Source organism: Stutzerimonas chloritidismutans, assembly GCF_051486945.1.
Lineage (GTDB): Bacteria > Pseudomonadota > Gammaproteobacteria > Pseudomonadales > Pseudomonadaceae > Stutzerimonas > Stutzerimonas chloritidismutans_B.
The window spans coordinates 397566-424501 of record NZ_JAHVDX010000001.1; the positions used below are offsets into that span (position 1 = coordinate 397566).

A 26936-nucleotide genomic window follows, 5' to 3' on the forward strand; every position below is an offset into this window, starting at 1 on the left:
TGGTACTTTCTGCATATTTCCCCGCTCCGCCATGGTTCCTATGCTGGCCGCAACGCCATAGGAGTCGTCCATGCGCCCTCTTCTCTCATGTGCCGGGTTAGTCCGCACCGGCTGCCTTATCGCCCTCGTCTGCTGCGCCAGCATTGCCAGCGCCGCGCCTGAAGGGCTGGCGGTGCGCATCGGTTACCTGGCCTATCGACCCGACGCCGGCCCGCTGCTGTCGAACGTCATACCTGAGCCGACCGACGCCGGCCTGCGGGGCGCGGAGTTGGCCATCGCTGACAGCAACACGACCGGGCGTTTCCTCAAGCACAGCTACAGCCTGCAAAGCGTCGAAGGCGAGACACCCGAAGCGCTGCTCAAGGCCGCCGGTGCACTGCATGCCGAAGGCATGCGATTGTTCATCGTCAACGCACCGGGCACGAGTCTTCGGCAGCTGGCCGAGGCGATGCCCGATAGCCTCCTGATTAACGCTGGCAGCCCGGACGACAGCCTTCGCACAGCGCGCTGCCTGCCCAACGTGCTGCACACGCTGCCCAGCCGCAGCATGCTGGCCGACGCGCTGGCGCAGTTTCTCGCCGTACGACGTTGGAATCGCTGGCTACTCATCAGCGGGCCGACGGAAGGCGATCAGGCCTACGCCGTTGCACTCAAGCGCGCGGCCAAGCGCTTCGGTCACACGATCGTCGAGGAAAAGCCCTGGACCTTCGATACCGACCAGCGCCGCACGGCGCAGGCCGAGATGCCGCTGTTTACCCAGGCCGACGAATACGACGTGGTTGTGGTCGCGGACGAACGAGGCGACTTCGGCGAATACGTGCCGTACCAGACCTGGCTGCCGCGCCCCGTCGCTGGCACCCAGGGCTTGATGCCCACTGGCTGGCACAAGACGGTCGAAACCTATGGCGCGGCGCAGCTGCAAAAGCGTTTCGAGGCGCACGCCAACCGCTGGATGAACGACCGCGACTTCGCCGCCTGGATCGGCGTGCGCAGCTTGGCCACGGCGATTACCAAGCTTGGCTCAGACGCGCCTCGGGCGATCCGCGAGCTATCACTCAACGACTCCCTGCCGATCGACGGATTCAAAGGCCGCAAGCTCACATTCCGCTCCTGGAACGGCCAGCTGCGCCAACCCATCCCGCTGGTGCATCCGCGCGGGCTGGTGAGCAACTCGCCGCAAGAAGGCTTCCTTCACCCGACCAGCGAGCTCGATACGCTGGGCTTCGACCGCCCCGAAACGACCTGCCGACTGAGCGAGGCGACACCGTGAACCGCCTCGCCACCGCGCTGCTCCTCGCTCCGTTGGCGTTTACGACAGACGCGAGCGAGCTGGGTTACGACGCCTACATCGACAGCCCCAAGCGCATCAAATGCCTGTACGGCTATGTGACCGCCAAAACCGGAAACTTCGACGCAGCCCGGCAGATCTTCGAAGACTGCATCGCTCGCTGGGAGGACGTCTATTCGATGATCTGGCTCGCGCAGATGTACGAGTCAGGCTCAGGCGTCCCGAAGGATTTGAAAAAGTCCGCCGCACTGATGGAGCGCGGCGCGAATCAGCCTGACAGCGCCAGCTACGTCAGCCTGGCGCGCTACCACTGGGGGACCGCCCTCGCCGAGGGCCGTGGCGTGAAACAGGACCTCGCAGCCGCCCGCCACTGGTTGCACCGCGCAGCCGAGGACGGCGAACCGGAAGCCGAGGAATACCTGCTGCGGCTTGAAACGCCCCCCTCTCCCGAGGCCCGCTGACGGCCACCCACAACAACAAGAGAAACCAACGATGACCCGATCGCTCCTTGCCACTTGCATTGCCTCCACGCTAGCCGCCTCGCTCGCCTGCACGACCGCCCTGGCAGCCACCGCCTACGTCTCCAACGAAAAGGATGACAGCATCAGCGTGATCAACCTGGACACGCTGGAAACCGTCGAGACGCTCGAGGTCGGCCAGCGCCCGCGCGGCTTGACGCTGTCTCATGACAATAAGCTGCTCTACATTTGCGCCAGCGACTCGGACACCGTGCAGGTCATGGACCTGGCGACGCGAAAGATCATCAAGCAACTGCCTTCCGGCGCGGACCCCGAGCAGTTTGCCCTGCACCCGAACAACCGATGGTTGTACATCTCCAACGAGGACGATGCACTGGTCACCGTGGTCGATGTGGACAACGAAGAAGTGCTGGCGCAGATCGACGTTGGCGTTGAGCCAGAAGGCATGGGCGTGAGCCCTGATGGAAAGTGGGCGGTGAACACCAGCGAAACCACCAATATGCTGCACTGGATCGACACCGCAACCAACGAGCTGGTCGACAACACCTTGGTCGACCAGCGCCCGCGGCATGTCGAGTTCAGCAAGGACAGCACGCTGCTCTGGGCTTCTTCCGAAATTGGCGGGACAGTCAGCGTCGTTGATGTCCAGACGCGTGAAATCATCAAAACGCTGAACTTCAAGATCAAGGGCGTGCACCCTGACAAGGTCCAACCGGTAGGCATCAAGCTCAGCAGCGACGGCAAGTACGCCTTCGTCGCACTGGGTCCGGCCAACCACATCGCAGTGGTCGATGCGAAGACTTATGAAGTGCTCGACTATCTCCTTGTCGGCCGCCGGGTCTGGCACATGGCGTTCAACCTGGACGAAAGCCAGCTGTTGACCACCAATGGCGTCAGCGGCGATGTCTCTGTGATCGACGTCGACTCGCTCAAAGTGGTCAAGTCGATCAAGGTGGGCCGTTATCCCTGGGGCGTGGTGGTGGCGCCATGAGCACGCTGGAGGTCGAGGACCTCGGTTTCGCCTACGGCGCCCGGCAGGCCCTTCAAGGCGTCTCGTTCAGCACGGCGCCAGGCCGGTTCACGGCGTTATTGGGGCCGAACGGAGCCGGCAAGTCGACCTTGATCGCGCTGCTGACCCGCCTCTACGAACTGCAGCGGGGAGACATTCGCGTCGCCGGGTTCAGCCTCCGCGAGCGCCCACGCGAAGCGTTACGCCGCCTGGGCGTGGTGTTCCAGCAAAGCACACTGGACCTCGACCTGACCGTGGAACAGAACCTTCGCTACCACGCCGCGCTGCACGGAATGCCGCGAACATTGGCCAACGAACGCATCGCTCAGGAGCTGCAACGCCAGTATTTGCTCGATCGCCGCAAGAGCAAGGTTCGCGAGCTCAACGGGGGCCACCGTCGACGCGTGGAAATTGCCCGCGCACTGCTCCACAAGCCCAGCCTGCTGCTACTCGATGAAGCAAGCGCCGGCCTCGATCCCGCCAGCCGTCGCGCCCTCAACGAGCATGTCCGCATGCTGTGCCACGCCGAAGGGATGAGCGTGCTCTGGACGACGCACCTGTTCGATGAGGTTCAGGCGGATGACGCGCTACTGATCCTCGATCGCGGCCGTCTGGTTGCCCAGGGCCGTGCGGATGAGCTGTACGCCGCTGACGGCAATCTGGAACAGACTTTCACTCGCCTCACCTGCAATCCCGTCGCCGCCTGATGAGCCGCGGCCCAGCGTTTTCGGAGCAGCCAAGCATGACAGCCTACTGGGAGTGCCTGAGGGCAATCGTGGCGCGGGAGTGGCTGAGATTCGTCCAGCAGCGCTCGCGATTTCTGAGCGCGCTGGTCAGGCCGCTTTTATGGTTGGTCGTTTTTGCGGCCGGTTTTCGCGCCGCGCTGGGTATCGCCATCATCGAGCCCTACGACACCTACATCACCTACGAAACCTGGATCGTGCCCGGGCTGGCCTGCATGATCCTTCTGTTCAATGGCATGCAGGGGTCGCTGTCCATGGTGTACGACCGTGAGATGGGCAGCATGCGCGTCTTGCTGACCAGCCCGCTGCCGCGCAGCTTTCTCCTCGCGAGCAAGCTAATGGCAACGGCGCTGATCTCGCTGCTGCAGGTCTACGCGTTTCTCGGCATTGCCTGGCTCTATGGCGTACAGCCACCAGCGATGGGGCTGCTCGCTGCGCTGCCGGCGCTCCTGGTGGTCGCGCTGCTGCTCAGCGCACTGGGGCTGCTGTTGTCCAACGGCATCCGCCAGCTAGAGAACTTCGCCGGCGTGATGAATTTCGTCATCTTTCCAATGTTCTTCCTGTCCTCGGCGCTGTATCCGCTATGGAAGATGCGTGAGTCCAGCGAGTGGCTGTATTGGATTTGCGCCGCCAATCCATTCACCCACGCCGTGGAACTGGTGCGCTTCGCGCTGTACGAGCGGTTGAATCCATCGGCGCTCGGCATTTGTATTGGCCTGATGCTGTTGTTCAGCGTGCTGTCAGTGCTCAGCTTCAACCCGCAGCACGCCGCGCTACGCCGGGCGGCGTGAGCGTGACTCTACTACTTTGGTACTGCTTTTCTTGTCCATCGTAGGATTTCAAAAGCGCGCACTTTGCTCTGTAATGTGGCCGACCGAAGTACCAGGCGCGGTGGGCTGGCCGTGTAGAGTTGCCTGATCTACCCCGTCAAACCGCGCTCATGCCCCCTTGCTGCCCCGGAAGGACGCCCTACCGATTCGCCCCAGCATAATCACAACAATGAGGTGACCGGCTGTGTACAAGATACTGATCGCTGATGACCATCCGCTGTTTCGCGAGGCCATCCATAACGTCATCCGAGACGGCTTTCCCGGCAGTGAAATCCTCGAAACCGCCGATCTGGAGAGCGCGCTTGGTCTGACGCTCGAGCACGACGACCTCGATCTCGTTCTGCTCGACCTGAACATGCCCGGCATGCACGGCCTCAACGGCCTGATCAATTTGCGCAATGAGGCGCCCACGATCCCGGTGGTGATCGTCTCCGCCGAACAGGACAAGCAGGTGGTGTTGCAAGCCATCACCTATGGCGCCTGCGGCTTCATCACCAAGTCCTCACCACGCGCGCAAATGACCGAGGCTATCGAGCAGATTCTCAACGGCAACGTCTACCTGCCGTCAGACATCATCCGCAGCCAGAAGGCCAGCACCCGGCAGTCCCAGCACAACGAGCAGAGCATCCCACCGGAATTGCTCCAGGCGTTGACCCGCAAACAGCTCTTGGTACTCGAACGCATGACCAAGGGCGAATCGAACAAACAGATCGCCTACAACCTCGACATCGCTGAAACCACCGTCAAAGCCCACGTCTCGGCCATCCTTCGCAAGCTGAACGTGCACAACCGTGTCCAGGCCATCCTCTCGGCAGGCGATATCGACTTCACGGCCTATCTGCGCCGGTAGTTCACGGCGCACTGCTTTGTGGGTGACAGCTTCACAGCGATCAGGACTCGGCGTGGCTGCCGGATCGCCAGCAAGCTGGCTCCTACAGAATGGGATGGGTCTGAGACGAACTCTTTGCTGCACCACGGCTAGGGCTTTTCGTAAGGAGCGCGCTCGCTCGCGATCAGGGCTTCGGCGCGGCACCGGATCGCCAGCAAGCTGGCTCCTACGGAATGGGATGGGCCGGCGACGAACTCGTTGCTGCACCAAGGCTAGGGCTTTTCGTGGGAGCGAGCTCGCTCGCGATCGGGGCTTCGGCGCGGCCCCGGATCGCCAGCAAGCTGGCTCCTACAGAATGGATAGGTCTGAGACGAACTCTTTGCTGCACCAAGGCTAGTGCTTTTCGTAGGAGCGAGCTTGCTCGCGATCGGGGCTTCGGTGTGGCCCCGGATCGCAAGCAAGCTGGCTCCTACAGAATGGAATGGGCCTGAGACGAACTCTTTGTTGCAACACGGCTAGGGCTTTTCGTAGGAGCAAGCTTGCTCGCGATCCCGCTGCACGAGGCGGTTTCTCACGAATGCCCGTGCTCCATCATGTGGCACATCGCGGTCTTGAGTTTCATCGGGCGTACCGGCTTGTGCATGAGCATGTGGCCGAGCTCCCGGACCTGCTGCTTTAGCTCGTTACTGTAATTTGCGGTAATCATCAGCGCTGGAAGCGGGTTGGCGCGGCGTGCGTTGACTGTCTCGACCACATCGATCCCGGTGCAGCCGTTGTCGAGGTGGTAGTCGGCAATGATCAGATCGGCATCGGCGTGAAAGTTGTCGACCTGCCCCGCGAGATCCTGTTCGGACAGCGCGGTCACCACCCGGCAACCCCAACCCTCCAGCAGCGTGCGCATGCCGGCACAGATGGACGTGTCGTTGTCGAGCACCCAGACGCGCGCGCCTTTCAGGCGTTCGAGCAGCAGGTCGGTGGTGGTCGGCTCGACGGCAGTTTTGGGAGCGCGCTTGGCCAGAGGTACCTCAATCGCAAATTTCGAGCCCCGCCCAGGCACTGACGCGACCTGTATGCGATGCCCAAGAATCCGTGCGATTTTCTCGACGATGGCCAAGCCAAGCCCAAGACCGCGATCCTGATGCGGCCGCACGCCTTCGCCGCGTTTGAACTCGTGAAAGATCTCTTCAAGCTTGTCCTCTGGGATGCCGACGCCGGTATCCCAGACTTCGATCGACAGGCTCTGCCGGCGTCGCCGGCACCCCAGCACCACCCGGCCTTCAGGCGTGTAGCGAATCGCATTGGTCAGCAGGTTACGCAGAATGCGTGCGAGAAGTTGGATATCGCTGCGTACCAGCGCTGAACAGGGAATGAAATCGAGCTGCAGTTGCTCGCTACCGGCAATCTGGCGGAACTCCGCGGCGAGGTTGTCCAGCAGCTCCCCGACCGCAAAGGCGGCAATGTCCGGTTTGATAACGCCCGCATCGAGTTTGGAGATGTCGACCAGCGTGCCGAGCAAATTCTCGACGTCTTCCAACGAGTTGCTGATGTTTCGAATCAGCCCGCTGCTCGGCGCGCCAGGTTGCTCGAGCAATGCGGATGTGAACAGCCGAGCGGCGTTGAGGGGCTGCAGCAGGTCGTGACTGACTGCGGCAAGAAATTTTGTTTTGGACAGGTTCGCCAGCTCGGCTTCACGCTTGGCCTCGCGCAGGCGGGCTTCTGCATGCGCGCGCTCGTCGATCTCGCAGAGCAGCTGGTCGTTGAGGCTGGTCAGTTCAGCGGTACGTTCGCGGACGCGCTGCTCCAGATTTTGGTAGGCCTGGTGCAGCGCCTCCGCAGTGCGGCGGCGGTCAGTGATGTCCTGAATCAGCACGAAGATGCCGGCTACCTCACCGGAGTTTTGCCGGTTCGGTACGTAGGAACGCAGCATGTAGCGCTGCTGGCCTGAGTGGTTGCACTCGGCCATCTCGAAACTCACGCTCTCGCCGGACAACGCTCGCTCGATGTAGGGCTCGAGCTGGTGCCAGTGTTCGCCGCTGTGGATTTCGCGCAATGGCTGGCCGAGCATGCCGTCGCTCGGCCAGCGATACCACTCCTCATAGACCTTGTTAGTGAATTCGTAGGTGAGATCAGCCGATACGTAGGCGATCAGCGCTGGGACGTGGTCGGTGATAAGGCGTATCCAGCGCTCGCTTTCGCGCAGCGCTTCGGCATGACGGTAGCGTTCGGTAATGTCGGTGAAGGTGTTGACGAAACCGCCGGTGGGCAACGGATGAGTGCGGATTTCAAGCGTCCGGCCATCGAACAAGTGCTGCTCGAGTTCAGTCAGCGGCTGGCCATTTGCATCGTAGGTATCAGGCGTAAGTAGCCTCAATTCGCTGTCTGCCATCACCTCTTCGAACGGACGATGCGCCTCGATGGGCGCCAGCCCACAAAGCTCGAGGAAGCGACCGTTCCACAGTTCCAGGCTGCCATCGACGCTGACCATCGCGACGCCCTGCGATAGGTTGTCGACCGCACGTTGTAATAGGCGGGACTTCTGCGCCAGCGCCTGCTCGCGACGCATGGTTTCGCTGACCTTCACTTCGGTGATATCGGTGTAGAGCATCACGAGGCCGCCCTCACGGGTCGGACGTTCGCTGACCTGCACCCAGCGCCCGTTGTTCAGCCGATACACGGTCGGCTCGTTCGCCTTGCCACGATGCTCTTCCGCGATCATTCCGCTGCTCTCGGCCAGCCGCTTGAGCTCGGACAAGCGCGTGCCGCTGTTGATGCGAGCGCGCGTCCGGCTCCAGAGCGACTTGAAGCGTTTGTTGAACAGGACGATGCGCTGATCGTGGTCGAACAGTACAAAGGCATCGGAGATGCTTTCGATGGCGTCTACCAGATGCTGATGGGCCGTTTCTGCACGCAGCCGGGCATCGCTCAGCAAGCGGTTGCTGGCCTTGAGTTCCGCCATTGCCTGATTCAGCGCATCGGTCCGCTCGCGTACCTGCTCGGCCAATTCGACCGAATGCTGAAAAGCCGCATACGACGCATCTCGCCCGGTCGCGCTGGACTCGATACGTTCGATCAAGGCCGCGTTGATGCGCCTGAGCTTGTGGTTCTCCCGCTCGAGTTCGGCTTGCCTCTCGCGCAGCTCAGCGAGCACTTCGTTCTCCAACGCGCCCGCCTGGCTGGCCGATGGCGACGCCAGTGAAGGTCTGGTTGATGTGCATGCCATTGAACTGCTCTCCATAGGTGTTGAAGCCGATCACCTGCTGGCGCTTGAGAAAAGCTGAGGTGTCATCGGTGGAGCCGTTGCCTTCGATCTCCAGCCGCCGCAGAAAGCAGTCACAACCGATGGTCAGCAATGGCGCACCGAGGCGTTGCTCCAGACGCTCGAACAGCGCCTCGAGGTTGGGCATCAACGGGCCGGGGCGCATGGCGGTCAGAACGATGCCGTTCTCCACGGCGCAATAGAACGTCAGGCTGAGGTCCTCGTTGACCTTCTGGATCGAGCGCACGTAGTAATGCTCGTTGATACGCACGGCCAGCGGATGCGCCGCGAACAGCCGATGGTCAAGGTCGCGAACCTCTACGCCAATCAGCCGGGCATATTCCTCGGCAGCTGGCTCGGCGTTGAGCTCGTAGACGCGCCGTGCATGGCTGTCGGCGCGAGTGATGACCAGCTTCTCGGTGCGCGGCAGGATGTGGTGCGTGGTGAAAACTTCGAAGTCCAGCCAGGTGTTGATCAGCACGACGATGGCCGCACCACTGCGAAACTGACCGTCGTAGTAGACGTGCGTATTGGTCAGGTGGTTGTCGTCCCCGGCGGAGCCGCCGAAGTGGGGAATGCTGCCGAACGCAGCACTGAGCGCGGACAGTACGACCTCTTCCCGGCTTGAAAGACCGTCGAGCAGCGTCAGTGCGAAGCTGTGATCCTTGATAGGTGCGAGAGAATTGCTGCGACAGTCACTGCCCAGGCGCTCGACCAACTGCTGCGCGTCGATCAGGCTGAAGCGATCCATCTCATCGATGACCTCGCAGGAGATGGAAAAGCTACGATGATCGAAACCCACCGCAGTCACGCAGCTGCGACCATAGCCCTGTGCGGTGATTTCGCCAGCTGAGGTGCAGCCGACCATGCGCACGCCGCCGAAGTACTGATGCAGCGCTTCGCCGAGCGCGGGTAGGTCGTATTCCGCCGAGCAGAAGAACAGAACGAAACCGAGATGCGGATGAATGAGTTGGCGCGCCAGGTCTTGGGCGACGGTCTCGGCATTGCGGGCTTCGGACATCGCTGTGCGTACCATTGAGGATTCCTGCTGCAACACGCACCTACCCCGTCTATCCAAGTCGTATGACCTCATTCTTGGTCAGGGCATTGAGTACGAAAATGCTACTTCAGTACCGGCGGCGGCGTGCCAAGGTAGCAAAGCGACGAAACACCGCATTACGGAGCGTTTCTGCCTGTTCAAACAAAAAGGCGGACACTTCCGAGGAGGCGTCCGCCCTGGTCTTGCGCGGCGCGCTTAGAAACTCAAAGCGGCACCGATCGCATACGTGCGGGTGTCTTCGTCGAGCGCGTCGGTGTCCCGACCGGTCAGTTCGAACTGGTTCACTTCAGCAACCAGCTTCAGGTTGTCATTGATGGTGCGGAAGTACGCGATCCCGCGGGTTTCGTAGTCGGCAGCGGTGCCCAGGCCGTTGCCGTCGTCTTTTGTCTTGCCGGTGGAAAGAGCGATGCGGTTCTTGCCAAACGTGTAGGAGCCCTGCAGCAGGTACCCATCGCTGTCCACGTCTCGCAATTGCGCTTCGCCCGCGTTGTTGGTGTAGAACGGGTTGATGCCTTCGGCCTGAAAGCCTGAAGCCGTTACCGAAAAGCCACCCATCTTCGCCTGGATGCCGTAGCCAATACCCTGGGAATCAACCTCGTCGACACTGCTGTCGGTGTTCTTGGAGGTCTGCTGCATGCCATTGACCCAAGAGTAGATCTGCGCGCCGCCGACGTCGAACTGGTAGGTGACCTCGGTCTCGAAACGCGGGCTGTCCTGGTAGGCCTCGTCCAATGCGCTACTGGCATCGTTGGTGGTGTCGACCGGGTCCATGATGCCGACTGCGATACGCAGGCCGCTCATGATCGGTGAGCGATAGGTGACCTGCGACGTTGGAAAGGGATAGGGATAACCCGTGCCGATATTGCCGAAGGAAACGCCACCGAAATCGACCAGGCCCAATGTGTCGCTGACCTGGCCGTAACCGGCAAGCATCTCGTCGAGGAAGATATTGGAGCGCCCGAAAAGGCCGAAGTCCTTGCCGAACAGCACTTCACCCCACTGATCGTTAGACGCAGTGCCATAGAACTGGCGTACGTCGATGCCGGTCTCGGTGCCATTGGTGTCGCTGTCGTTGATCGTCACCCAGAAGGAGGAACGGCCGCCGACCTTCAGGTCATCGAGCTGCTTGGCGAAGTTGAAGCCGATGTAGTTAGGCAGGAAGCCCATCTTCACGCGGGACTGGTCACGGTCGAACTGCTCGCCGGCACGGTCGACATCGCTGCTGACGTAAAAGGTGTTGAAGTAGCCGTCCACCGAAAAGGTCGTGTCGTCATTGTCGTAGAGCTTGATTTCGGCAAAGGCTGACTGGCTAAGGGTCATGGCTACGGCGCTGGCCAGAGCCAGGGGCAACAGGGTGGTTACGGCTTTCTTCTTGTTGTGCATGGCGTTCTCCGCTGAAGGGACGACGGGCAGTCGTGTCGAGGCGGATTATCGAAAGCACCCCTGCGCCGCCATACGCTGCGATGGCGGCGTTTTGCTACTGCTTTGGCTGTGGTGGTCGTATCGCCTACCAACGAGGGGCCTGCGGCGCCTATGGAAGCAACGCTTCGGTATTACGCCGTTGCGCTTTGGGTGCGACCGGGGCCAGTCCGCTGCGGCAGGCGCCCGGGCTGGGGGCAGTATTGGAGAGTGCTTTTGCTAGAGCGGGCGCGCGCTAGTGCCAGTCTGTCGGCTGAGGCGCTGTAGACAGCACCAGCCGCCCTGCCTCGCGCAGCGATTGCAGCGCGTGAATCAGGTCCTGCGGGCTCAGCCGAGCCATCGCAGCCGAGACCGCTTCGACGTGATTCGGCGCCTGGCCGGCCAACATGGCTTGCCAGGCTCGTTCGCTGCGCCAGCGTAGTTCGGCGAGCGCTTCGCCCTGCTGCTCGGCCATCTCACCAGCGATTGCTACCAGGTCGTCCGATGGCCACTCGCGCAGCCTGAGACTGAACGCCTCGATGAACCTCTCGACCTGATGATGGATTTCAGTGGCCGCCGCCGTGGGTGACTGCACTGCGAAAAACACACCGGCCTGCCCGGCGAACTGCCCGAAGCGGCAGAGCACCGCATAGCCCAACTGTAATTCGCCGCGCACCCGGCGGAAGAACGCACCTTCCAGCAGCCGACCAAGGATGCGCCATGCCGCTTCCGATGGCGCATCGAAATCTGGCAGCGGGCGAAAGAGCACATAGGCCACCTCAACGCTTTCTGCCGGGCCTGGAACATGTAGCCAGCGATTCGTCCGAAATGGCGCGGCCGGAGGTACTGCACCGCTCGCCGGCTCACCTGGCAGACGCCGGATGATGGGCTGCAGTGTTGCCAAACAAATATCCGAGAAGCCGACGGCCAACCCGTCCCACGTGGCGTTGCGCCAGGGCGTGTCCAGGCGAGTCTCATCGGCAACGACAGGTTGCACATCTTGGCCGACCGCTTGGCCGACCGCTTCCGGCAGCCGGTCGAGCAGTTGTCGCAACAGCATCGCATCCTGGCCCAGGGTCGCGGCCCGTTGGGCGTGCTGCATGGCGTCCGCAACACCGCGTTCGCTCGCCAGGCCGAGCAGTGGTGACAGGTCGTTGAGGATGGCCGGAACGGCTTCTGCGAACCCCCGCAGGCTTAGCGTCCAGCTGCGCCCCAGGTTATCGAACCCCAGCGTTACGCCCGCCTGCCGCGCCGCCCAAGCCCGGCTGCGCAGCGCCTGGTCAACCGCATGCCAGTGAGCAGCGATTGGGGATGTCGTGAAGCACCAGCGCAGCATCAGCGCACCCTGCCCTGCTTCGTTCACAGGCCCGAAGGTACGCAGTGGCAGCGTATCGGTCGGCTGATCGCCTGCAACGAGCGGCTGGATCGGCAGCAGCCAAGGGTTGGGCTGTGGCACCTGCCAGTCCCAGTCCCAGTCCCGCATCGCCAAGGGCACGGGTGCCTCGCACGCCATGCGCAGCGGAAAGCCCTGGGTTTCGACTGGCTCGCCCCGATCAAACTCATCGTCGGCGACGGTCAGGATCACCGGATCGCTCGCCAGCATGCACTGCACGAGTTGGACCACAGGTTGAAGCGCCAGGGTCGCATCCCGCGACCAAGCGCCCGATTCGACCCAATGTCGGAGCAACTGCAATGGCTCGGCGCCCAGGAGGTAACGATGCGTTGCCGCCTGGTATTCCCCGCTGCACGTCGGCCAGCAGCCCGGGGTGATAAAAAAGCGCAACCAATCGACCACCGCGCCGGCGACAACAGCACGTTGCCGCAGCCCGGCATCGGTCAGTAGAGCCTCGATGACCAACAGGCCCTGCCCGTCGAAACGGTACGGCACTCGCAGCGACAAGGCCTGGCATAGATTCGCGTCACGCAAGCGCGCCAACAGCCCATTCGGTGCTTCGGACGCAACCCAACTGGCCAGGTAATCCTGTGCGCTGGTCGAGGGTGAGACTCCATCCACGACGAACCCGAGCAGCAAGCGCGGCTGGTCCTTCGAAAGATGCAAGGTCAGCCATCGATCCTCGCTGAGCGTGAGAGCGGGCGCGACTCGAGACACAGCTGGGCCTGGTATCAGCCTGGCCTCGGCGATATCAGCCAGGCGCTGCAACTCGACCCGGTCTTGCGGCCCAGCAAGCAGCAGCTCGATCTGCCCGGTTCGGTAGAAGCGATCTAGATAGCCGCGCAGGGCCTGCTGAAAGGCAGGTTCATCCACCGGAAGCGTATCGCGGTGGCCTGCATGGAAGCCCGCGGCCGGGTGCGCTGGGTCGATGGCCGTTGCCAGCGCGGCGTCGCAAAGCGTTTCCCTGTCCTGCGAGCGGGCAAGGAATTCAGCATGCAGCACGTCGCGCTCGCGGCGCTGGGCATCGATGTCCAGCGTTGGCTGCGCAAGCATGTCGAGCAGGCGCAGCAAGGCCTGTTCGAGATGCCGGGCGGGTACTTGGAAGAAAAAATCGGTATGGCGCTCGCGGGTCGTGGCGTTGAGTTGGCCGCCAACACCCTGCACGAAAGCCATCAATCCGTCGGCCGCGCCATAACGCGCACTACCCAGGAACAGCAAGTGCTCGAGAAAGTGTGCAAGCCCCGGATAGGCGGCAGGCGCATCGTGCGAGCCGGCGTGAACACGTACCAGCGCCGCGCCCTGCGCGCCGGTTAGCGCGGGCAATATCCGCACCCGCAGCCCCTGAGGCAGCTGGTTCTGGGGAGGGCAATGAAGACGATGTTCCGGTTGGCTCATGGGCAAACGCTCGGCTGTGAGCGGACAGCATCGCGCCAACCGCCCCGCTGCACAATTGGTCCTGCGGGGCGTCAGGTATCCAGGCGACCCGAGAGAAATTGCATCAGCCGCCGTTGCATCAGCTTGCCGGAATTACCGAGGCAGGCGATCGGCGAGCCACGTAACCCCTCCTCCGAAAATTCCGCCGCTTCGCCGGCCATCGCCAGCGGGCAATCGAGCGAAAGCGCCAGTCGCGAAAGCTGGCGCAAGATCAGCGCATTCGGCGGTACGTTGGAATAGAGCACCAGCGCTTGCGGCTGCACCTTTTCACATACCAAGGTGAGTTCATCGAGCGGCTGACCGACCGCCAGCGCATGCACCGATACGCTTTCGCTTGAGAGCAGCAGCCCGGCGACCAGCAGTTCGAGCTCACGGCACTGACCCGGAACCCCCGCAAGAAGCACGCGTTTCTCGGCTCGACCGCGTGACAGTTGCAGGCGCTGCAACACCCGAGCGCGCAGATAGGCATCGAGGAACAACCACTCGCTGCTTCGCCCGAATTCGTCGCGGCGCGACAGCAATTGCTGCCACAGCGGCAATAGCACTTCCTGAAACACAACGGGCACCGGGTAGGTAGAGAAGATCTGGCCATAGACCTGATCCAGGCGAACCTCGTCGAAACTGCTCACCGCGTGCTGTACCTGCACCTGCCACTCGCCCCATTCGCCCGCAACTGCTTCCTGCTGCTCTGGCGGTGCACTTGCCCGTGTTGCCGCATTGCGCGAAAGGATGCTACCCACCTTGCTGACCGCCACACCGCGTTCGGTCCAGGCCAGGATGCTGCGCACAGCTTCGATGTCTGCCATCGAATAAAGCCTGTGGCCACTTTCGGTTCGGGTCGGCTGGATCAGACCGTAACGCCGCTCCCACGCACGCAAAGTGACCGGATTGACGCCGGTCAGCCGCGACACTTCACGAATCGGGAACAGCTCTTCCTGCTTGAGGGACTCGTTGGCGAGCAGCTTGGAAGCACGGGCGAAATCAGTCATGACGCAGAGAGCTCATGCGAATTAATCGGCGCATTGTAACCCAGGCCTTGCCGGCATAGGCTGTACAAAAGCTATACAAACCGAGAGGTTCGACATGGTTCCCGCGCTCCCCTTGACCCTGTTCGTGGATGGTGCCTGCCCGCTCTGCGCGCGTGAGATCGCCTGGTTGCGCCGGCATGCCGATCCGACCCGGCTCAGGTTGTTGGACATCAGCGATCCGGACTTCACCGTCGAAGGCCGATCAACGGAAGCGCTACGGGCCAGGCTGCACGCCCGTAGCGCCAACGGGCAATGGCTGACCGGCTTGGACGCGACCTATTGGAGTTGGCGTGCGGCGGGGCTGGATACCTGGGCGGCGCCGCTCGGCTGGCGACCGCTGCGCCCCTTTCTCCTGATTGCCTACCGGTTGTTCGCCCTCGCTCGCCCTCATTTGAGCTGGCTGCCGCATCCTGACGGCAGCCGCCGATGTGACGACCGCTGCGAACGGTGAATGGCTCGCCGATCTCGCGAGTCTTTTCTTGTACAGCATGATTTAAAAGTATAACTTTCGCACAACCAACCATCGCCGAGCGCGCCTCAGCCGCGATCCGGCCCCTGAGGGTCTCGCCATGACCGAACTGTCCAACCATTACGAACACATTCTCGTCGGGCTCGGTGAAAACCCAGCGCGCGAAGGCCTGGTCGATACCCCCAAGCGCGCCGCCAAGGCGATGCAGTACCTGTGCAAGGGTTACAACGAACGTCTCGAGGACATCGTCAACGGCGCACTATTCGCCTCTACGAACGACGAGATGGTCATCGTGCAGGACATCGAGCTTTACTCGTTGTGCGAACACCACCTGCTGCCCTTCATCGGCAAGGCTCACGTGGCCTACATACCCACCGGCAAGGTGCTCGGGCTTTCGAAGGTTGCGCGTATCGCGGACATGTACGCGCGGCGCTTGCAGATCCAGGAAAACCTGACGCGGCAGATCGCCGAAGCCATCCAGGAAGTGACTCACGCTGCCGGCGTGGCTGTGGTGATCGAAGCCAAGCACATGTGCATGATGATGCGAGGCGTCGAAAAGCAGAACTCGGTGATGAACACGTCGGTCATGCTCGGGACGTTCCGGGAGTCATGCACCACGCGCATGGAATTTCTTCAGCTGATCGGGAAGGCTCGCTGATGGGCCTCGCACCGGGCATGGCGCGGATTCGCGTCAAGGACCTGCGTTTACGCACCTATGTTGGGATCAACGACGACGAAATCCGCAACAAGCAAGACGTGCTCATCAACATCGAGGTTGTCTACCCGGCGCGCGAGGCGGTGGTTGGCAACGATATCGACGACGCGCTGAACTACCGAACCCTGACCAAAGCCGTGATCGCCCATGTCGAAAACAACCGTTTCAGCCTACTCGAGCGCATGACTCAGGAGCTGCTCGATCTGGTGATGCGCGAGCCAAGTGTTCACGAGGCCTGTGTCGAGGTCGACAAGCCACACGCCCTGCGTTTCGCCGAGTCGGTATCCATCACCCTGAGCGCCAGCCGCTGACCTTCCGCCCAGCTTCATCTGGGCGGCCCGCCACCCGAACGAAAGCGCTGTGCCCGGCCTGTCGAACTTGTTCTAGAATGCCGCGAAACGCCCAAGAGACGCCCCGATGATCAATGCCAAGCTGCTGCAACTGGTAATCGAAGCCTCCAACGACGGAATCGTGGTTGCCGAACAAGAAGGCGAGGACAACATCCTCATCTATGCCAATCCCGCATTCCAACGTCTGACGGGCTACCAGGTCGACGACATCCTCTACCAGGACTGCCGCTTTTTGCAGGCGGACGACCGCAACCAGCCCGGGCTTGCCGCGATTCGTGAGGCCGTGCGCAACAACACGCCCTGCCGGCAGATCATCCGCAACTACCGCAAGGACGGCAGCGCCTTCTGGAACGAGCTGTCGATCACGCCTGTGTTCAATGAAGGTGACCAGCTCACCTACTTCATCGGCATCCAGAAGGACGTCACGCCCGAGGTCGAAGCACGCCAGCGTGTGCGCGAGCTGGAAGCCGAGGTCGAGCAACTCAAGGCGGAACTTGCCACGCTCAAGGGTTGAATTTGCTGCAGCACTGACGCCTCTGGTCGACGAAAATCTCGCGCCGCTCTGCCCCAGCCGACCACCGCATCAGGCCGACCCTTCTCCGGGCAGACCGATACTGCAGCTGATCGCCCATCGTCTGCTTCCAGGCTCAACGCGCTTTTCTTTTCGCCCCTCGCTTAAGCGATTCCCTACCTCGCCGATACGCTTGTTGTCACAACCCGTCACCTGGCCGGCTCGATTGCGCATTTGCTCAATTTGGGCATAAACGCGAATAATATCGAACCGCCACTACTGACACCCGCCACCGGACGGCACTTGGACCGGAAGCCTTTCCCTTGACCACTTACGCCTTCGTGGAAAACGCCGCGGTGTTGCTTGCGCTTTGCTGGCTGCTGTCCTTCAGTGCCCGGCATTGGGGCCAGAACCAGCAAACGCGCGCCCAAACGCTGGCGGGCGTCTGGTTTGGCTGTGCCTGCATTGTCGGCATGATGATGCCGATCGTTGCCGAAGCCGGGGTCATCTTCGATGCGCGCTCGGTGGTCCTGAGCACGGCCGCGCTGTTCGGCGGGCCGCTGGTGGCAGCCATTGCCGGCTTGCTCGCAGGCAGCTACCGCGCCTGGCTGGGCGGTGCTGGCGTCTGGGTCGGGCTGATCAATATCGTCATGCCAATCGGGCTCGGCCTCGTTTACCGCCATCTGCACCGCCGGGGCGCGATCGGTGTCGGCGCGTGGCAACTGTTTCTATTCGGTTTGTTGCTTCACGTCGGGGTGGTTTCGTCGCTTTGGTTGCTACCAGCCGGGCTGGCGCCGCCGACACTGAGCTTGGTCGGTGTTCCGATGCTGCTGGTATTGCCCCCCGCTGTGGTGGTGCTTGGCCTACTGCTGGCGGACATCCTGCGCCGCGACCAGATCGAACGGGCCATGAATCTCAGCGAAGCCCGGCTGCGAGCCATTACGCAGGCCGTTCCGGATGTGCTCGCTGTGCTCGACGAAGACGGGCGCTATCTGGAAGTAATCGCCAGCGATCCCGGTCTGCTGACCGTGCCTGCTGAAGAACTGGTCGGCAAGAACCTGTCCGACATCCTGCCGGAGCGCCAGGCCAGTCGCTTCGTGGCATTCATCCGTGGCACCCTCGACGGCCATGGCGCTGCCGTGCACGAATACTCGCTGCAAACACCCATCGGCAATCGCGTTTTCGAGGCTCGTGCCCATCGGCTGGCACATGCCGAATCCAGCAAGCCGGCAGTTGTCTGCCTGAGCCGGGACATCACCGAACGCGCCAGCGCCGAGCAGGAACGCCGCATCGCCGCGATCGCCTTCGAATGCCAGCAAGGCATGATCATCACCGACGCGCAAAACCGGATTCTGCGGGTCAACCAGGCATTCTCGGATATCAGTGGCTACAGCGCGGACGAGGCCATCGGCCAGGATACGCGCCTGCTCGCCTCAGGCCGCCACACGCGCGAGTTCTACCAAGAGATGTGGCATAGCATCGTGCAGAACGGGGCCTGGCAAGGCGAAATTTGGAACCGCCGCAAGAGCGGCGAGATCTATCCGGAATGGCTGACGATCAGCACGGTGCTCGACGCTCAGGGCCAGGTGACGCATTACGTGGCGGCCTTCACCGACATCACCGAACGCAAGGCCGCGGAAGAGCGCATCCACAACCTTGCGTTCTATGACGCGCTGAGTGGCCTGCCCAACCGTCGGCTGTTGATCGACCGCCTGCAGCAGGCTTTGGTGGGCTGCAGCCGCAGCCAGCGCTATGGCGCGCTCATGTTCATCGATCTGGACAACTTCAAGAACATCAACGACCTGCATGGCCATCAAGCTGGCGACCAGCTGCTCTGCATCGTCGCTGAGCGCCTGAGCCGGGAGGTGCGCAGCAGCGACACCGTGGCACGTTTGGGCGGTGACGAATTCGTGGTCATGCTGGAAGACCTCGACATCAACCCCGAATATGCGGCGGCACAGGCCGAGCACGTCAGCGAGAAGATCCTCTCGTCCCTGAAACATCCCTATCGGCTCGGTGAGCTGACCTTGCACAGCAGTGCCAGCATCGGCGTCGTCCTGTTCGATGAGAACGACAGCGATGCCGAAGAGCTGATGAAGCGCGCCGACATGTCGATGTACGAGGCCAAGCAGGCCGGCCGCGACGCCCTGCGCTTCTTCGACCCCCGTATGCAGCAGGCGGTGCAGGAACGGCTCAAGCTTGAAGAAGAGATACGCCACGGCCTGAAGCACGGCGAGTTCGTGATCCATTTCCAGCCACAGGTTGGCCTTGATTGCAGCCTGGTGGGCGCCGAAGTGCTGGTGCGCTGGCAACATCCGCAACGGGGCCTGCTGGCACCTGCCCACTTCATCGGCCCGGCTGAGCGCGCCGGGTTGATCCAGGCGCTGGACTTCGTCGTGCTGCGCCAGGCCTGCCAACAGCTAGCCGCCTGGAGTACTCATCCGGAGCGCTGCTGCCTGACCCTCGCGGTCAACCTCAGCGCGCACCTGCTGTACCAATCCGACTTCGTAGTGCGGTTGCTCGATTTGCTGGAGCAAACCGGTGCCGACCCGCACCTTCTCAAGCTGGAGCTGACCGAGTCACTCCTGCTCGATGACATGGACGAAGCCATCCTGCGCATGAAAACGCTAAAAGCGCACGGTATCCGCTTCTCCATCGACGACTTCGGCACCGGCTATTCGTCGATGGCCTATCTACAGCATTTGCCGCTCGACCAGTTGAAGATCGACCAATCCTTTGTCCGCCAGCTGGTCGAGGACACCAGCAGCCAGACGATTGTGCGGGCCACTTGCGCCCTTGCGTCGGGGCTCAATCTCGAGGTCATCGCCGAAGGGGTGGAGACCGAAGCGCAGCGGGAGCTGCTTGGCGTCAACGGTTGCAACCTCTTCCAGGGTTATCTGTTCAGCCGCCCGGTACCGCTGGCCCAGTTCGAACAGCTGCGATTCACCGTCGTGGCCTGAGCGTCGGGCCTCCGCCCAGGCCACGATGCTGGCTTACAGCGACAAAGGCGCCCGCCGGCACAATGTCACGAGCGCCTGCACCCACTGCTCATGTGTATTGAGGCAAGGCACGAGCTGTAACTGCTCGCCTCCCGCTTCGATGAATTGCTCGCGGCCGCGGTCGCCAATTTCCTCCAGCGTCTCGATGCAATCGGAAACGAAGGCCGGGCACATCACCAGCAACTTTTTCACGCCACTTGCAGCCAGCTCGTCGAGACGGGTCTCGGTGTAGGGCTCGATCCACTTCGCCCGCCCCAGGCGCGACTGGAACGACACCGACCACTGATCGGGACGCAACCCCGCGCGCTCAGCGAAGGCTGCGGCGCTCTGAATGCACTGCGCGCGGTAGCAGCTGGCGAGTACGGCGCCCTCGGCCCGCTGGCAGCAGTCATCACCCTTGAGGCAGTGCGAACCCGTGGGATCGGTCTTGTGCAAGTGCCGCTCGGGCAAGCCATGGAAACTGAGCAGCAGGTGATCGAAACCTTGCGCCAAATGGGGCTGAGCGCTGGCGACGAGCGCATCGAGGTATTCGGGCTGACCGTAGAACGGTTGTAGGATCGACAGCGTGATGTCCAGACGCCTTTCACGAATGACCCGCCGCGCTTCCTCGATCGCAGTGGTGGTGGTGCTATCGGCGAACTGAGGGTAAAGCGGCGCCAGCGTCACCTGGCGAATGCCTTGGCCTGCGAACCGCACCAGCGCACCTTCTATCGACGGTTCGCCATAGCGCATCGCCAGCTCGACCGGGCCTTCCTGCCAATATGGGCGAACCGCGTCGGTGAGCTGCCGGCTCAACACCACGAGCGGCGACCCTTCCGGCCACCAGATCGAGGCGTAGGCATGGGCTGACTGCTCGGGACGCTTGATCAGGATCAGCGAGACCAACAGGCGCCGAAGCGGCCAGGGCAGATCGACCACGTACGGGTCCATCAGGAATTGGTTGAGGTACCGGCGAACGTCGGCGACTTCGGTGGATGCGGGCGAACCCAGATTGACCAACAACAACGCCTGCTCGGTCATATACGACTTTCCTGACTACGGTTTGAAGAGGCCGGCCCTTCCTGCAACCGGCGCGGTATTTTCACACAGCGGACCGCGGCTTGCGCAGGTCCGCCAATGCCGCATCCAGCGTGGCAAAGCGGAACTGGAAACCGGCTGCCTGCAATCGGGCCGGATGGACGTTCTGCCCTCCGAGGATCAACCCGGCCAGCTCGCCCAGTGCCAGCCGAAGCATGGGCGCTGGCGCCACCATGAACGCGGGCCGGCCGAGGCTTCGGGCGTAGGCCTTGGCGAACGCTGCATTGCGTACCGGCTGCCGTGCGCAGGCATTGTAGGGGCCGGTCGCCGCTGGGAGCTGCAAGAGAAAATCTATGAGGTCGATCTGATCGTCGATGTGAACCCAGGGCATCCATTGACGCCCATCGCCCTGGCGACCACCGAGGCCGCATGCAAACAGCGGCTTGAGTCGCTGCAGGAAACCACCCTCACGCGAAAGCACCAACCCTGTACGTACCCGCACGACCCTGATACCCAGCGACTCCGCTCGCGTCGCGCTGGCTTCCCAAGCCTGGCACAGCTGCGATGCGAAATCGTCACTGGCCGGCTCGTCGTCTTCGCTCAGCGGCCGGTCACCACCGTCGCCATACCAGCCCACCGCCGAGCCGGAAACCAGCACGGCCGGCTTTTGCGCGCGCTGACCAAGCCAGTCGACGAGCGTATCGGTCAGGGTTACGCGGCTGTTCCATAGCAGCTCGCGACGTGACCCGGTCCAGGGCCTGTCGGCAATCGGCGCCCCGGCCAGGTTGATGACCGCATCGAGCGGCACGGCATCGAGCTCCTCCAGCGACGCGACGCCTCGAACCTGCTCCCCGCAGAGCCGTGCAACCTTCTCCGGCGAGCGACTCCAGACCCACAGCTGATGCCCCTGCGTAACCCACTTGTGGCACAACGCCCGGCCGATAAGGCCGGTGCCGCCGGTCAGCAATATGTTCATAGATCACCCTCTTGATGCCGCATGGCACCATTGCGGAATCATACATCTATACAGATACCAATTGTTGTACAGCTTTAGTGGCAAGGTTAGCCTAATGCGTTCCCTACTGCAGGTGTCCGTATGAACCGTTTCAACCCTGCCAAGCTCAACTTGTCCAAATGGACAGCCGTCCAACCGCGTCAGAAGGAAAAGCATTTCATCGTCATCGACCTGCTACGCGATGAGGCGGGCGTACTGTTGAAGGTTGAACTGCAAGCCGTGTACACCCAGCGTAGCGAGTGGCTGGACTGGCGCGACCTGCGCGATTCGTCTGTATGGCGCATGGGATGGTGCTGAGCGCATTGGCATGCTGACCGCCAGTCGCCAAAGCTGTACAACAGCTATTGACTTGTACAAGCGCAATCCTATGATGGCGACATGTTGTACAGGAATTACAAAGCTGTACAAGACGCAACGAGGTCGCTTATGCCCAACTCTGCTCGCACGCCCATCAAAGTCGGCATCAGCGCCTGCCTGCTCGGTAGCCCGGTACGTTTCAATGGAGGTCACAAGGAATCGCGGCTGTGCAGCGAAACGCTGGCGAAACACTTCGAGTTCGTACCGATCTGTCCCGAAGTAGCGATCGGGCTAGGTACGCCGCGCGAACCCATTCGGTTGGTGGGTGATCCAGTCTCGCCACGTGCAGTCGGTAGCGTACGGCCAGAGCTGGATGTGACCGATGCATTGCGGACCTACGGCGAGGACGTCGCCGAGGCGCTGCATGACATCAGCGGTTACGTGTTAATGCAGAAGTCGCCCTCCTGCGGTATGGAGCGAGTGAAGGTCTACCAGGAGAGCGGCCACCCGGTCAAAGGCGGCGCCAGCGGCGTATTCGCACAAGCACTGATGACGGCGCGGCCAGACCTCCCCGTCGAGGAGGACGGCCGCTTGAACGACCCGGTCCTCCGCGAGAATTTTCTGACTCGCATTTTCGCCTACGCCGACTGGCACCGCCTGCTCACCGCAGGGCTTACGCGCAAGGCGGTTGTCGATTTCCACTCGCGGTACAAGTACCAACTGATGGCCAATGACCCGGTGCAGTACAAAAATCTGGGCCGCCTGGTCGCCACCGTCGGTCACACGCCCCTTGAGGAATTTGCCCCGCAGTATTTCAGCCAGTTGATGATGGCGCTGAAGAAGACCGCGTCACGCGGCACCCATACCAACGTGCTGCAGCACCTAAGTGGCTATCTGAAAGACGATATTTCTGGCGACGACAAACGAGAGCTGCAGCACGTGATCAGCCAGTATCGCGAGGGCATCGTACCGCTGGTCGTGCCGCTGACGCTGCTGAAACACCACTTCCGTCATCACCCGGATCGCTACATCGCGAACCAGGCCTACCTGCAACCGCACCCTGAAGACCTCAGCCTGCGCAACGGCATCTAAACCATGACCCGATTTCTCGACGACCCCGAACTCGGCGGCGCGGACGGCTGGGTGCCGATCCGCGAAGTGGCGCGCATCACCGGCGTCAACCCCGTGACGTTGCGCGCTTGGGAGCGCCGCTATGGATTGATCGTTCCGCGTCGCACCGCCAAAGGTCACCGCCTCTACGATGAGAGCCATGTCCAGCGCATCCAGAGCATCGTCGGCTGGTTGAACCGTGGCGTGGCGGTAAGCCAGGTCAAACAACTGCTCGATGCTCGGCAAAGCGTCAATCTGGCCGAGCACAACCAGTGGGGCGGGCTGCATGACGAGATGCTGCAGGCGGTCGGCGGCCTCAACGAGCGTCAGCTCGACGACGCCTTCAACCGAGCGCTCGCGCTCTATCCACCGCGTACACTCTGTCAGCATCTGTTGCTGCCCCTGCTGCTGAGCATGGAGCAGCGCTGGCACTCACCCTTCGGCGCTGAGCTCGAACGCGCGCTGTTCCAGTCTTGGCTACGCACCAAGCTCGGCACGCGCCTGTATCACGCCAACCGCCAGCACCAAGGTTCGCCGCTGCTGCTGGTCAACCTCTGCGACCAGCGATTCGAGCCCGGCCTTTGGCTAAGCGCCTGGCTCGTCTCCAGCGCCGGCTGCCCGGTCGAAGTGCTCGAATGGCCGGTGCCACTGAACGAGCTGCCGCTTGCCCTGGAACGCATCGAGCCGCGTGGTCTGCTGCTCTATGCCAGCCAGCCGCTGGACAGCGGCTACCTCAAGCGCCAATTGCCTCGTCTCGCTGAAGGGGACGTACCGCTCATGCTCGCCGGGCCGGTAGCGAGCATCCACCAGGCCGAACTACGCGACCTTGCGGGGCTGACCCTTGCGATCGACCCGCTCGCCGCCCTCGAAGCCCTGCAGGCCAGCTTGCTGGTGGATGGCGCCAAAGGATATCTCGAATGAACCAGCTGCTCTGGCTGCGTACTGATCTGCGCGTTTCCGACAACACCGCGCTAAGCGCCGCGATGGAGGCCGGGCCGACGCTCGCGGTCTACCTCATCACTCCCGGTCAGTGGCTTGCCCACGATGACGCACCCTGCAAGGTCGATTTCTGGCTACGTAACCTCAGGGTGCTCTCGTCTCGGCTGGCCGAACTCAACGTGCCGCTGCTGGTCCGCCAGGTCGATGATTGGCGCGGCGTACCCGAGGTCATCGAAACAATCTGCGCGGAGCAGCAGGTCACCGCGGTGCACGTGAATGACGAGTACGGCGTCAACGAGCAGCGGCGTGACGACGCCGTCGAGGCACAGCTCGGCCGTGCAGGGATCGGCCTTCGCCGCTACCTTGACCAGCTCTTGTTCGCGCCCGGTAGCGTGCAGACCTTGTCAGGCGGTTGCTTCAAGGTCTTCAGCCAGTTCCGCAAGGTCTGCCATGCGCGCCTGAACCAGTCGCTGCCGGCGTGCCTGCCGGCCCCGTCCCGCCAGGCCCCGTTGCCTGTCGTTGCCGAGCACATTCCGGAGCGGATCGAAGGGTTCGCTGTGCCCAGCGACTATCTTCGGTCACTTTGGCCGGCTGGCGAGGCGTTTGCGCTGAGGCGCCTTCAGATCTTCATCGAAGACGACCTGGCCGATTACGACCAGCGCCGTGATGTACCCGCCGAAGCCGGCACCAGCCAGCTGTCGGCCTACCTGGCCGCTGGCGTGGTATCGCCCCGCCAATGCCTGCACGCGGCACTGATGAGCAACCGTGGCGAGCTCGACGGCGGCAACCCCGGCGCCGTGACCTGGATCAACGAGCTGCTCTGGCGCGAGTTCTACAAACACATCCTGGTCGGTTTTCCGTGCGTCTCCATGGGCCGGGCCTTTCGCCGCGAGACCGAGGCGTTACCCTGGCGCCATGCCGCGGACGATCTGGAGGCCTGGCAGCAGGGCCGCACTGGCATACCGATCATCGATGCTGCCATGCGGCAAATGCTGGCGACCGGCTGGATGCATAACCGCCTGCGCATGGTCACGGCGATGTTCTTGAGCAAGAACCTGCTCATCGACTGGCGCCATGGCGAACGGTGGTTCATGCGCAACCTGATCGATGGCGACCTCGCCGCGAACAATGGCGGATGGCAGTGGAGCGCCTCGACCGGCACTGACTCGGTGCCCTACTTCCGCCTGTTCAACCCGATCAGCCAATCCGAGAAGTTCGACCCCAGCGGCACGTTCATCCGCCAATGGCTGCCGGAGCTGGTCGAACTCGGTAAGCGTGAAATCCATGATCCTAGCCGGCTGAGCGGCCTTTTCGGGCCCGCTGATTACCCGCGAGCCATCGTCGATCTGCGCATGAGTCGCGAGCGGGCGCTCAATGCGTTTCGGAGCTTGGGAGAGGCATCGTGAGTCGCCGTCGCGCTCGCCGCGCCGCGACCTACACTTGTTCACGAGATCCCCGACCCGCCTGAAGTTGGCGCTGGCGCCCCTGGCGCAACGCTCAAGGACCGAACGCAATGAAGATCGCCATCATCGGCAGCGGGATCTCCGGCTTGACCTGCGCCTACCTGATCAACCGCCGCCACCAGGTGACGGTGTTCGAGGCCTCCAGCTGGATTGGCGGCCACGGGCGTGACATTGACGTGCGTATCGGCAACCGCAGCCATACCGTCAACACCGGTTTCGTGCTGTTCGAGGAAAGCAATCACCCGAATTTCACCCGCCTGCTGGACCGCCTGGGCGTGGCGTTCACCCCGGTCGAGACCAGCTTCTCGGTGAGCGATCCGGCAACAGGCTTCGAATTCAGCAATCGCAACCTCAACGCGCTGCTCAGCCAGCGCCGTAACGTCCTGTCCCTGTCCTTCTGGCATCTGCTTCGCGAGATCCAGCGTTTCAGGAGAGACGCTCTCGACGATTATGACCGGCAACGCATTGCGCCCCAGCTGACGCTCGGTGAATACCTGCGCCTCGGTGGCTACGGAGAGCGCCTGTTGCACCACTACCTCGCACCGATGGGTGCATTGGCCTGGCTGCTGTCCCCCGGCGAACTGATTGAGTTCCCCATGCAGCCTCTGGTTCGCTTGTTCAAGCAGCATGGCCTATTGGCCTCCAGCGAAGGTCCCCGCTGGTATGCCGTACAAGGCGGTACAAGCGGCTACCTGCCCGCGCTGACGCGCAGTTTCGCCGAGCGGATTCGCACCCAGTGCCCGGTGCAAGCGATCAGCCGTGACCCAGCGGGCGTGACCGTGATTAGCCCCCTGGGGGAGGAGCGCTTCGACAAAGTCGTATTCGCCTGCCACAGCGACCAGGCGCTCCGGCTGATCGACCAGCCCACCACCGCTGAACGCGAAGTGCTGGGCACGCTCGGCTATGTACAGAGCGAGATGGTCCTGCACACCGATACGCGCCTGTTACCACGCCGCGCTTCAGCGCGCGCCAGCTGGAACTACCGCCTCGGCAGCACGCCGGATCAGTTGCCCTCCATTACCTACAACCTCAACGTGCTGCAGGGCCTGGCACTGCCGGACCGCCTCTGCCTGAGCATCAACCAGGGCGCAGCCATCGACCCGGCGCGAGTCCTCCACCGTTTCAGTTGCTCGCGCCCGTTCTTCAGCCGCGCCTACACCCGGGCCCAAGCCGGTGCGCGCGACCTGCAAGGGATCAACCACAGCTATTTCTGCGGTGCTTACTGGGGCAATGGCCTGCACGAAGACGGCGTAACCAGCGCCATGCGTGTCGCGCTGGCGATCGATAAACAACGCTGAACGACC

23 protein-coding genes are annotated in these 26936 nt (G+C 62.5%); 16 read left to right on the top strand and 7 right to left on the bottom strand.

Features of this window, described 5'->3' with window-relative positions:
* The first annotated feature begins 70 nt into the window (after positions 1-70).
* The 6 genes from KXR72_RS01690 to KXR72_RS01715 all read left to right on the top strand — a co-directional run bounded on the left by KXR72_RS01690 (position 71) and on the right by KXR72_RS01715 (position 5199).
* Positions 71-1270, top strand: coding sequence for an ABC transporter substrate-binding protein (locus KXR72_RS01690; RefSeq protein ID WP_437419401.1), 1200 nt, complete (start codon positions 71-73; stop codon positions 1268-1270).
* Entirely contained in the window at positions 1267-1749 is a 483-nt protein-coding gene (locus KXR72_RS01695; protein ID WP_437419402.1) for a tetratricopeptide repeat protein, read from the top strand. The genes KXR72_RS01690 and KXR72_RS01695 overlap by 4 nt, the downstream gene beginning before the upstream one ends.
* A 31-nt stretch (positions 1750-1780) precedes the next feature.
* Complete coding sequence (locus KXR72_RS01700) at positions 1781-2758, top strand: YVTN family beta-propeller repeat protein (RefSeq protein WP_437419403.1); 978 nt, start codon at positions 1781-1783, stop codon at positions 2756-2758.
* Positions 2755-3483, top strand: a complete 729-nt coding sequence (locus KXR72_RS01705; RefSeq protein WP_437419404.1) for an ABC transporter ATP-binding protein — start codon at positions 2755-2757, stop codon at positions 3481-3483. The genes KXR72_RS01700 and KXR72_RS01705 overlap by 4 nt, the downstream gene beginning before the upstream one ends.
* A 35-nt stretch (positions 3484-3518) precedes the next feature.
* Positions 3519-4310: an ABC transporter permease gene (locus tag KXR72_RS01710; RefSeq protein ID WP_437419405.1), complete on the top strand. Its 792-nt coding sequence runs from the start codon at positions 3519-3521 to the stop codon at positions 4308-4310.
* Between the two features lie 223 nt (positions 4311-4533).
* Positions 4534-5199 (top strand): response regulator, encoded by a 666-nt coding sequence (locus KXR72_RS01715; RefSeq protein ID WP_437419406.1) that lies wholly within the window; start codon positions 4534-4536, stop codon positions 5197-5199.
* 550 nt (positions 5200-5749) lie between these two features.
* Here KXR72_RS01715 and nahK read toward each other — a convergent pair.
* From nahK to KXR72_RS01740, 5 genes are all read right to left on the bottom strand, one after another.
* Positions 5750-8398, bottom strand: coding sequence for a hybrid sensor histidine kinase/response regulator NahK/ErcS' (gene nahK / locus KXR72_RS01720; protein ID WP_437419407.1), 2649 nt, complete (start codon positions 8396-8398; stop codon positions 5750-5752).
* Positions 8316-9470, bottom strand: coding sequence for a nitric oxide-sensing protein NosP (gene nosP / locus KXR72_RS01725; protein ID WP_437419408.1), 1155 nt, complete (start codon positions 9468-9470; stop codon positions 8316-8318). Before nosP ends, nahK begins: the two co-directional genes overlap by 83 nt.
* A gap of 219 nt (positions 9471-9689) precedes the next feature.
* Entirely contained in the window at positions 9690-10877 is a 1188-nt protein-coding gene (locus tag KXR72_RS01730; protein WP_437419409.1) for a porin, read from the bottom strand.
* Between the two features lie 271 nt (positions 10878-11148).
* Positions 11149-13680 (bottom strand): pyrroloquinoline quinone biosynthesis protein PqqF, encoded by a 2532-nt coding sequence (pqqF, locus tag KXR72_RS01735; protein WP_437419410.1) that lies wholly within the window; start codon positions 13678-13680, stop codon positions 11149-11151.
* 71 nt (positions 13681-13751) lie between these two features.
* A complete protein-coding gene (locus KXR72_RS01740) occupies positions 13752-14708 on the bottom strand; it encodes a MerR family transcriptional regulator (protein WP_437419411.1) in 957 nt (318 codons plus the stop codon).
* 94 nt (positions 14709-14802) lie between these two features.
* Here KXR72_RS01740 and KXR72_RS01745 point away from each other — a divergent pair, with 94 nt between their 5' ends.
* The 5 genes from KXR72_RS01745 (at position 14803) to KXR72_RS01765 (ending at position 19752) form a co-directional block, all read left to right on the top strand.
* Positions 14803-15198 carry a thiol-disulfide oxidoreductase DCC family protein gene (locus tag KXR72_RS01745; RefSeq protein WP_437419412.1) on the top strand — a complete coding sequence of 132 codons (396 nt, stop codon included), beginning with the start codon at positions 14803-14805 and terminating at the stop codon, positions 15196-15198.
* Positions 15199-15316: 118 nt separating this feature from the next.
* On the top strand, positions 15317-15874 hold the full coding sequence (gene folE / locus KXR72_RS01750; protein WP_437419413.1) for a GTP cyclohydrolase I FolE: 558 nt from the start codon (positions 15317-15319) through the stop codon (positions 15872-15874).
* Complete coding sequence (folX, locus tag KXR72_RS01755) at positions 15871-16242, top strand: dihydroneopterin triphosphate 2'-epimerase (RefSeq protein WP_437420353.1); 372 nt, start codon at positions 15871-15873, stop codon at positions 16240-16242. Before folE ends, folX begins: the two co-directional genes overlap by 4 nt.
* 106 nt (positions 16243-16348) lie before the next feature.
* On the top strand, positions 16349-16795 hold the full coding sequence (locus KXR72_RS01760; protein WP_437419414.1) for a PAS domain-containing protein: 447 nt from the start codon (positions 16349-16351) through the stop codon (positions 16793-16795).
* A 320-nt stretch (positions 16796-17115) separates the two neighbouring features.
* Positions 17116-19752: an EAL domain-containing protein gene (locus tag KXR72_RS01765; RefSeq protein ID WP_437419415.1), complete on the top strand. Its 2637-nt coding sequence runs from the start codon at positions 17116-17118 to the stop codon at positions 19750-19752.
* Positions 19753-19785: 33 nt separating this feature from the next.
* On the opposite strand, the gene hemH is transcribed toward KXR72_RS01765, so the two are convergent.
* Complete coding sequence (hemH, locus tag KXR72_RS01770; protein ID WP_437419416.1) at positions 19786-20811, bottom strand: ferrochelatase; 1026 nt, start codon at positions 20809-20811, stop codon at positions 19786-19788.
* 61 nt (positions 20812-20872) lie between these two features.
* Positions 20873-21784, bottom strand: coding sequence for a TIGR01777 family oxidoreductase (locus KXR72_RS01775; RefSeq protein ID WP_437419417.1), 912 nt, complete (start codon positions 21782-21784; stop codon positions 20873-20875).
* Positions 21785-21904: 120 nt separating this feature from the next.
* Here KXR72_RS01775 and KXR72_RS01780 point away from each other — a divergent pair, with 120 nt between their 5' ends.
* The 5 genes from KXR72_RS01780 (at position 21905) to KXR72_RS01800 (ending at position 26930) form a co-directional block, all read left to right on the top strand.
* Positions 21905-22120 (top strand): TIGR02450 family Trp-rich protein, encoded by a 216-nt coding sequence (locus KXR72_RS01780; protein WP_437419418.1) that lies wholly within the window; start codon positions 21905-21907, stop codon positions 22118-22120.
* 129 nt (positions 22121-22249) lie between these two features.
* Entirely contained in the window at positions 22250-23212 is a 963-nt protein-coding gene (locus tag KXR72_RS01785) for a YbgA family protein (RefSeq protein ID WP_437419419.1), read from the top strand.
* A 3-nt stretch (positions 23213-23215) separates the two neighbouring features.
* Entirely contained in the window at positions 23216-24151 is a 936-nt protein-coding gene (locus tag KXR72_RS01790) for a MerR family transcriptional regulator (RefSeq protein ID WP_437419420.1), read from the top strand.
* A complete protein-coding gene (gene phrB, locus KXR72_RS01795) occupies positions 24148-25575 on the top strand; it encodes a deoxyribodipyrimidine photo-lyase (protein WP_437419421.1) in 1428 nt (475 codons plus the stop codon). Before KXR72_RS01790 ends, phrB begins: the two co-directional genes overlap by 4 nt.
* A 107-nt stretch (positions 25576-25682) precedes the next feature.
* On the top strand, positions 25683-26930 hold the full coding sequence (locus KXR72_RS01800; protein WP_437419422.1) for an NAD(P)/FAD-dependent oxidoreductase: 1248 nt from the start codon (positions 25683-25685) through the stop codon (positions 26928-26930).
* The last annotated feature ends 6 nt before the right edge of the window (positions 26931-26936 follow it).

Coding starts and splice junctions, on each gene's coding strand:
- KXR72_RS01690 (WP_437419401.1), top strand. CDS start 71: ATGCGCCCTCTTCTCTCATGTGCCGGGTTAGTCCGCACCGGCTGCCTT.
- KXR72_RS01700 (WP_437419403.1), top strand. CDS start 1,781: ATGACCCGATCGCTCCTTGCCACTTGCATTGCCTCCACGCTAGCCGCC.
- KXR72_RS01705 (WP_437419404.1), top strand. CDS start 2,755: ATGAGCACGCTGGAGGTCGAGGACCTCGGTTTCGCCTACGGCGCCCGG.
- KXR72_RS01710 (WP_437419405.1), top strand. CDS start 3,519: ATGACAGCCTACTGGGAGTGCCTGAGGGCAATCGTGGCGCGGGAGTGG.
- nahK (WP_437419407.1), bottom strand. CDS start 8,398: ATGGCATGCACATCAACCAGACCTTCACTGGCGTCGCCATCGGCCAGC.
- nosP (WP_437419408.1), bottom strand. CDS start 9,470: ATGGTACGCACAGCGATGTCCGAAGCCCGCAATGCCGAGACCGTCGCC.
- KXR72_RS01730 (WP_437419409.1), bottom strand. CDS start 10,877: ATGCACAACAAGAAGAAAGCCGTAACCACCCTGTTGCCCCTGGCTCTG.
- pqqF (WP_437419410.1), bottom strand. CDS start 13,680: ATGAGCCAACCGGAACATCGTCTTCATTGCCCTCCCCAGAACCAGCTG.
- KXR72_RS01740 (WP_437419411.1), bottom strand. CDS start 14,708: ATGACTGATTTCGCCCGTGCTTCCAAGCTGCTCGCCAACGAGTCCCTC.
- KXR72_RS01745 (WP_437419412.1), top strand. CDS start 14,803: ATGGTTCCCGCGCTCCCCTTGACCCTGTTCGTGGATGGTGCCTGCCCG.
- folE (WP_437419413.1), top strand. CDS start 15,317: ATGACCGAACTGTCCAACCATTACGAACACATTCTCGTCGGGCTCGGT.
- KXR72_RS01760 (WP_437419414.1), top strand. CDS start 16,349: ATGATCAATGCCAAGCTGCTGCAACTGGTAATCGAAGCCTCCAACGAC.
- hemH (WP_437419416.1), bottom strand. CDS start 20,811: ATGACCGAGCAGGCGTTGTTGTTGGTCAATCTGGGTTCGCCCGCATCC.
- KXR72_RS01775 (WP_437419417.1), bottom strand. CDS start 21,784: ATGAACATATTGCTGACCGGCGGCACCGGCCTTATCGGCCGGGCGTTG.
- KXR72_RS01780 (WP_437419418.1), top strand. CDS start 21,905: ATGAACCGTTTCAACCCTGCCAAGCTCAACTTGTCCAAATGGACAGCC.
- KXR72_RS01785 (WP_437419419.1), top strand. CDS start 22,250: ATGCCCAACTCTGCTCGCACGCCCATCAAAGTCGGCATCAGCGCCTGC.
- KXR72_RS01790 (WP_437419420.1), top strand. CDS start 23,216: ATGACCCGATTTCTCGACGACCCCGAACTCGGCGGCGCGGACGGCTGG.
- phrB (WP_437419421.1), top strand. CDS start 24,148: ATGAACCAGCTGCTCTGGCTGCGTACTGATCTGCGCGTTTCCGACAAC.
- KXR72_RS01800 (WP_437419422.1), top strand. CDS start 25,683: ATGAAGATCGCCATCATCGGCAGCGGGATCTCCGGCTTGACCTGCGCC.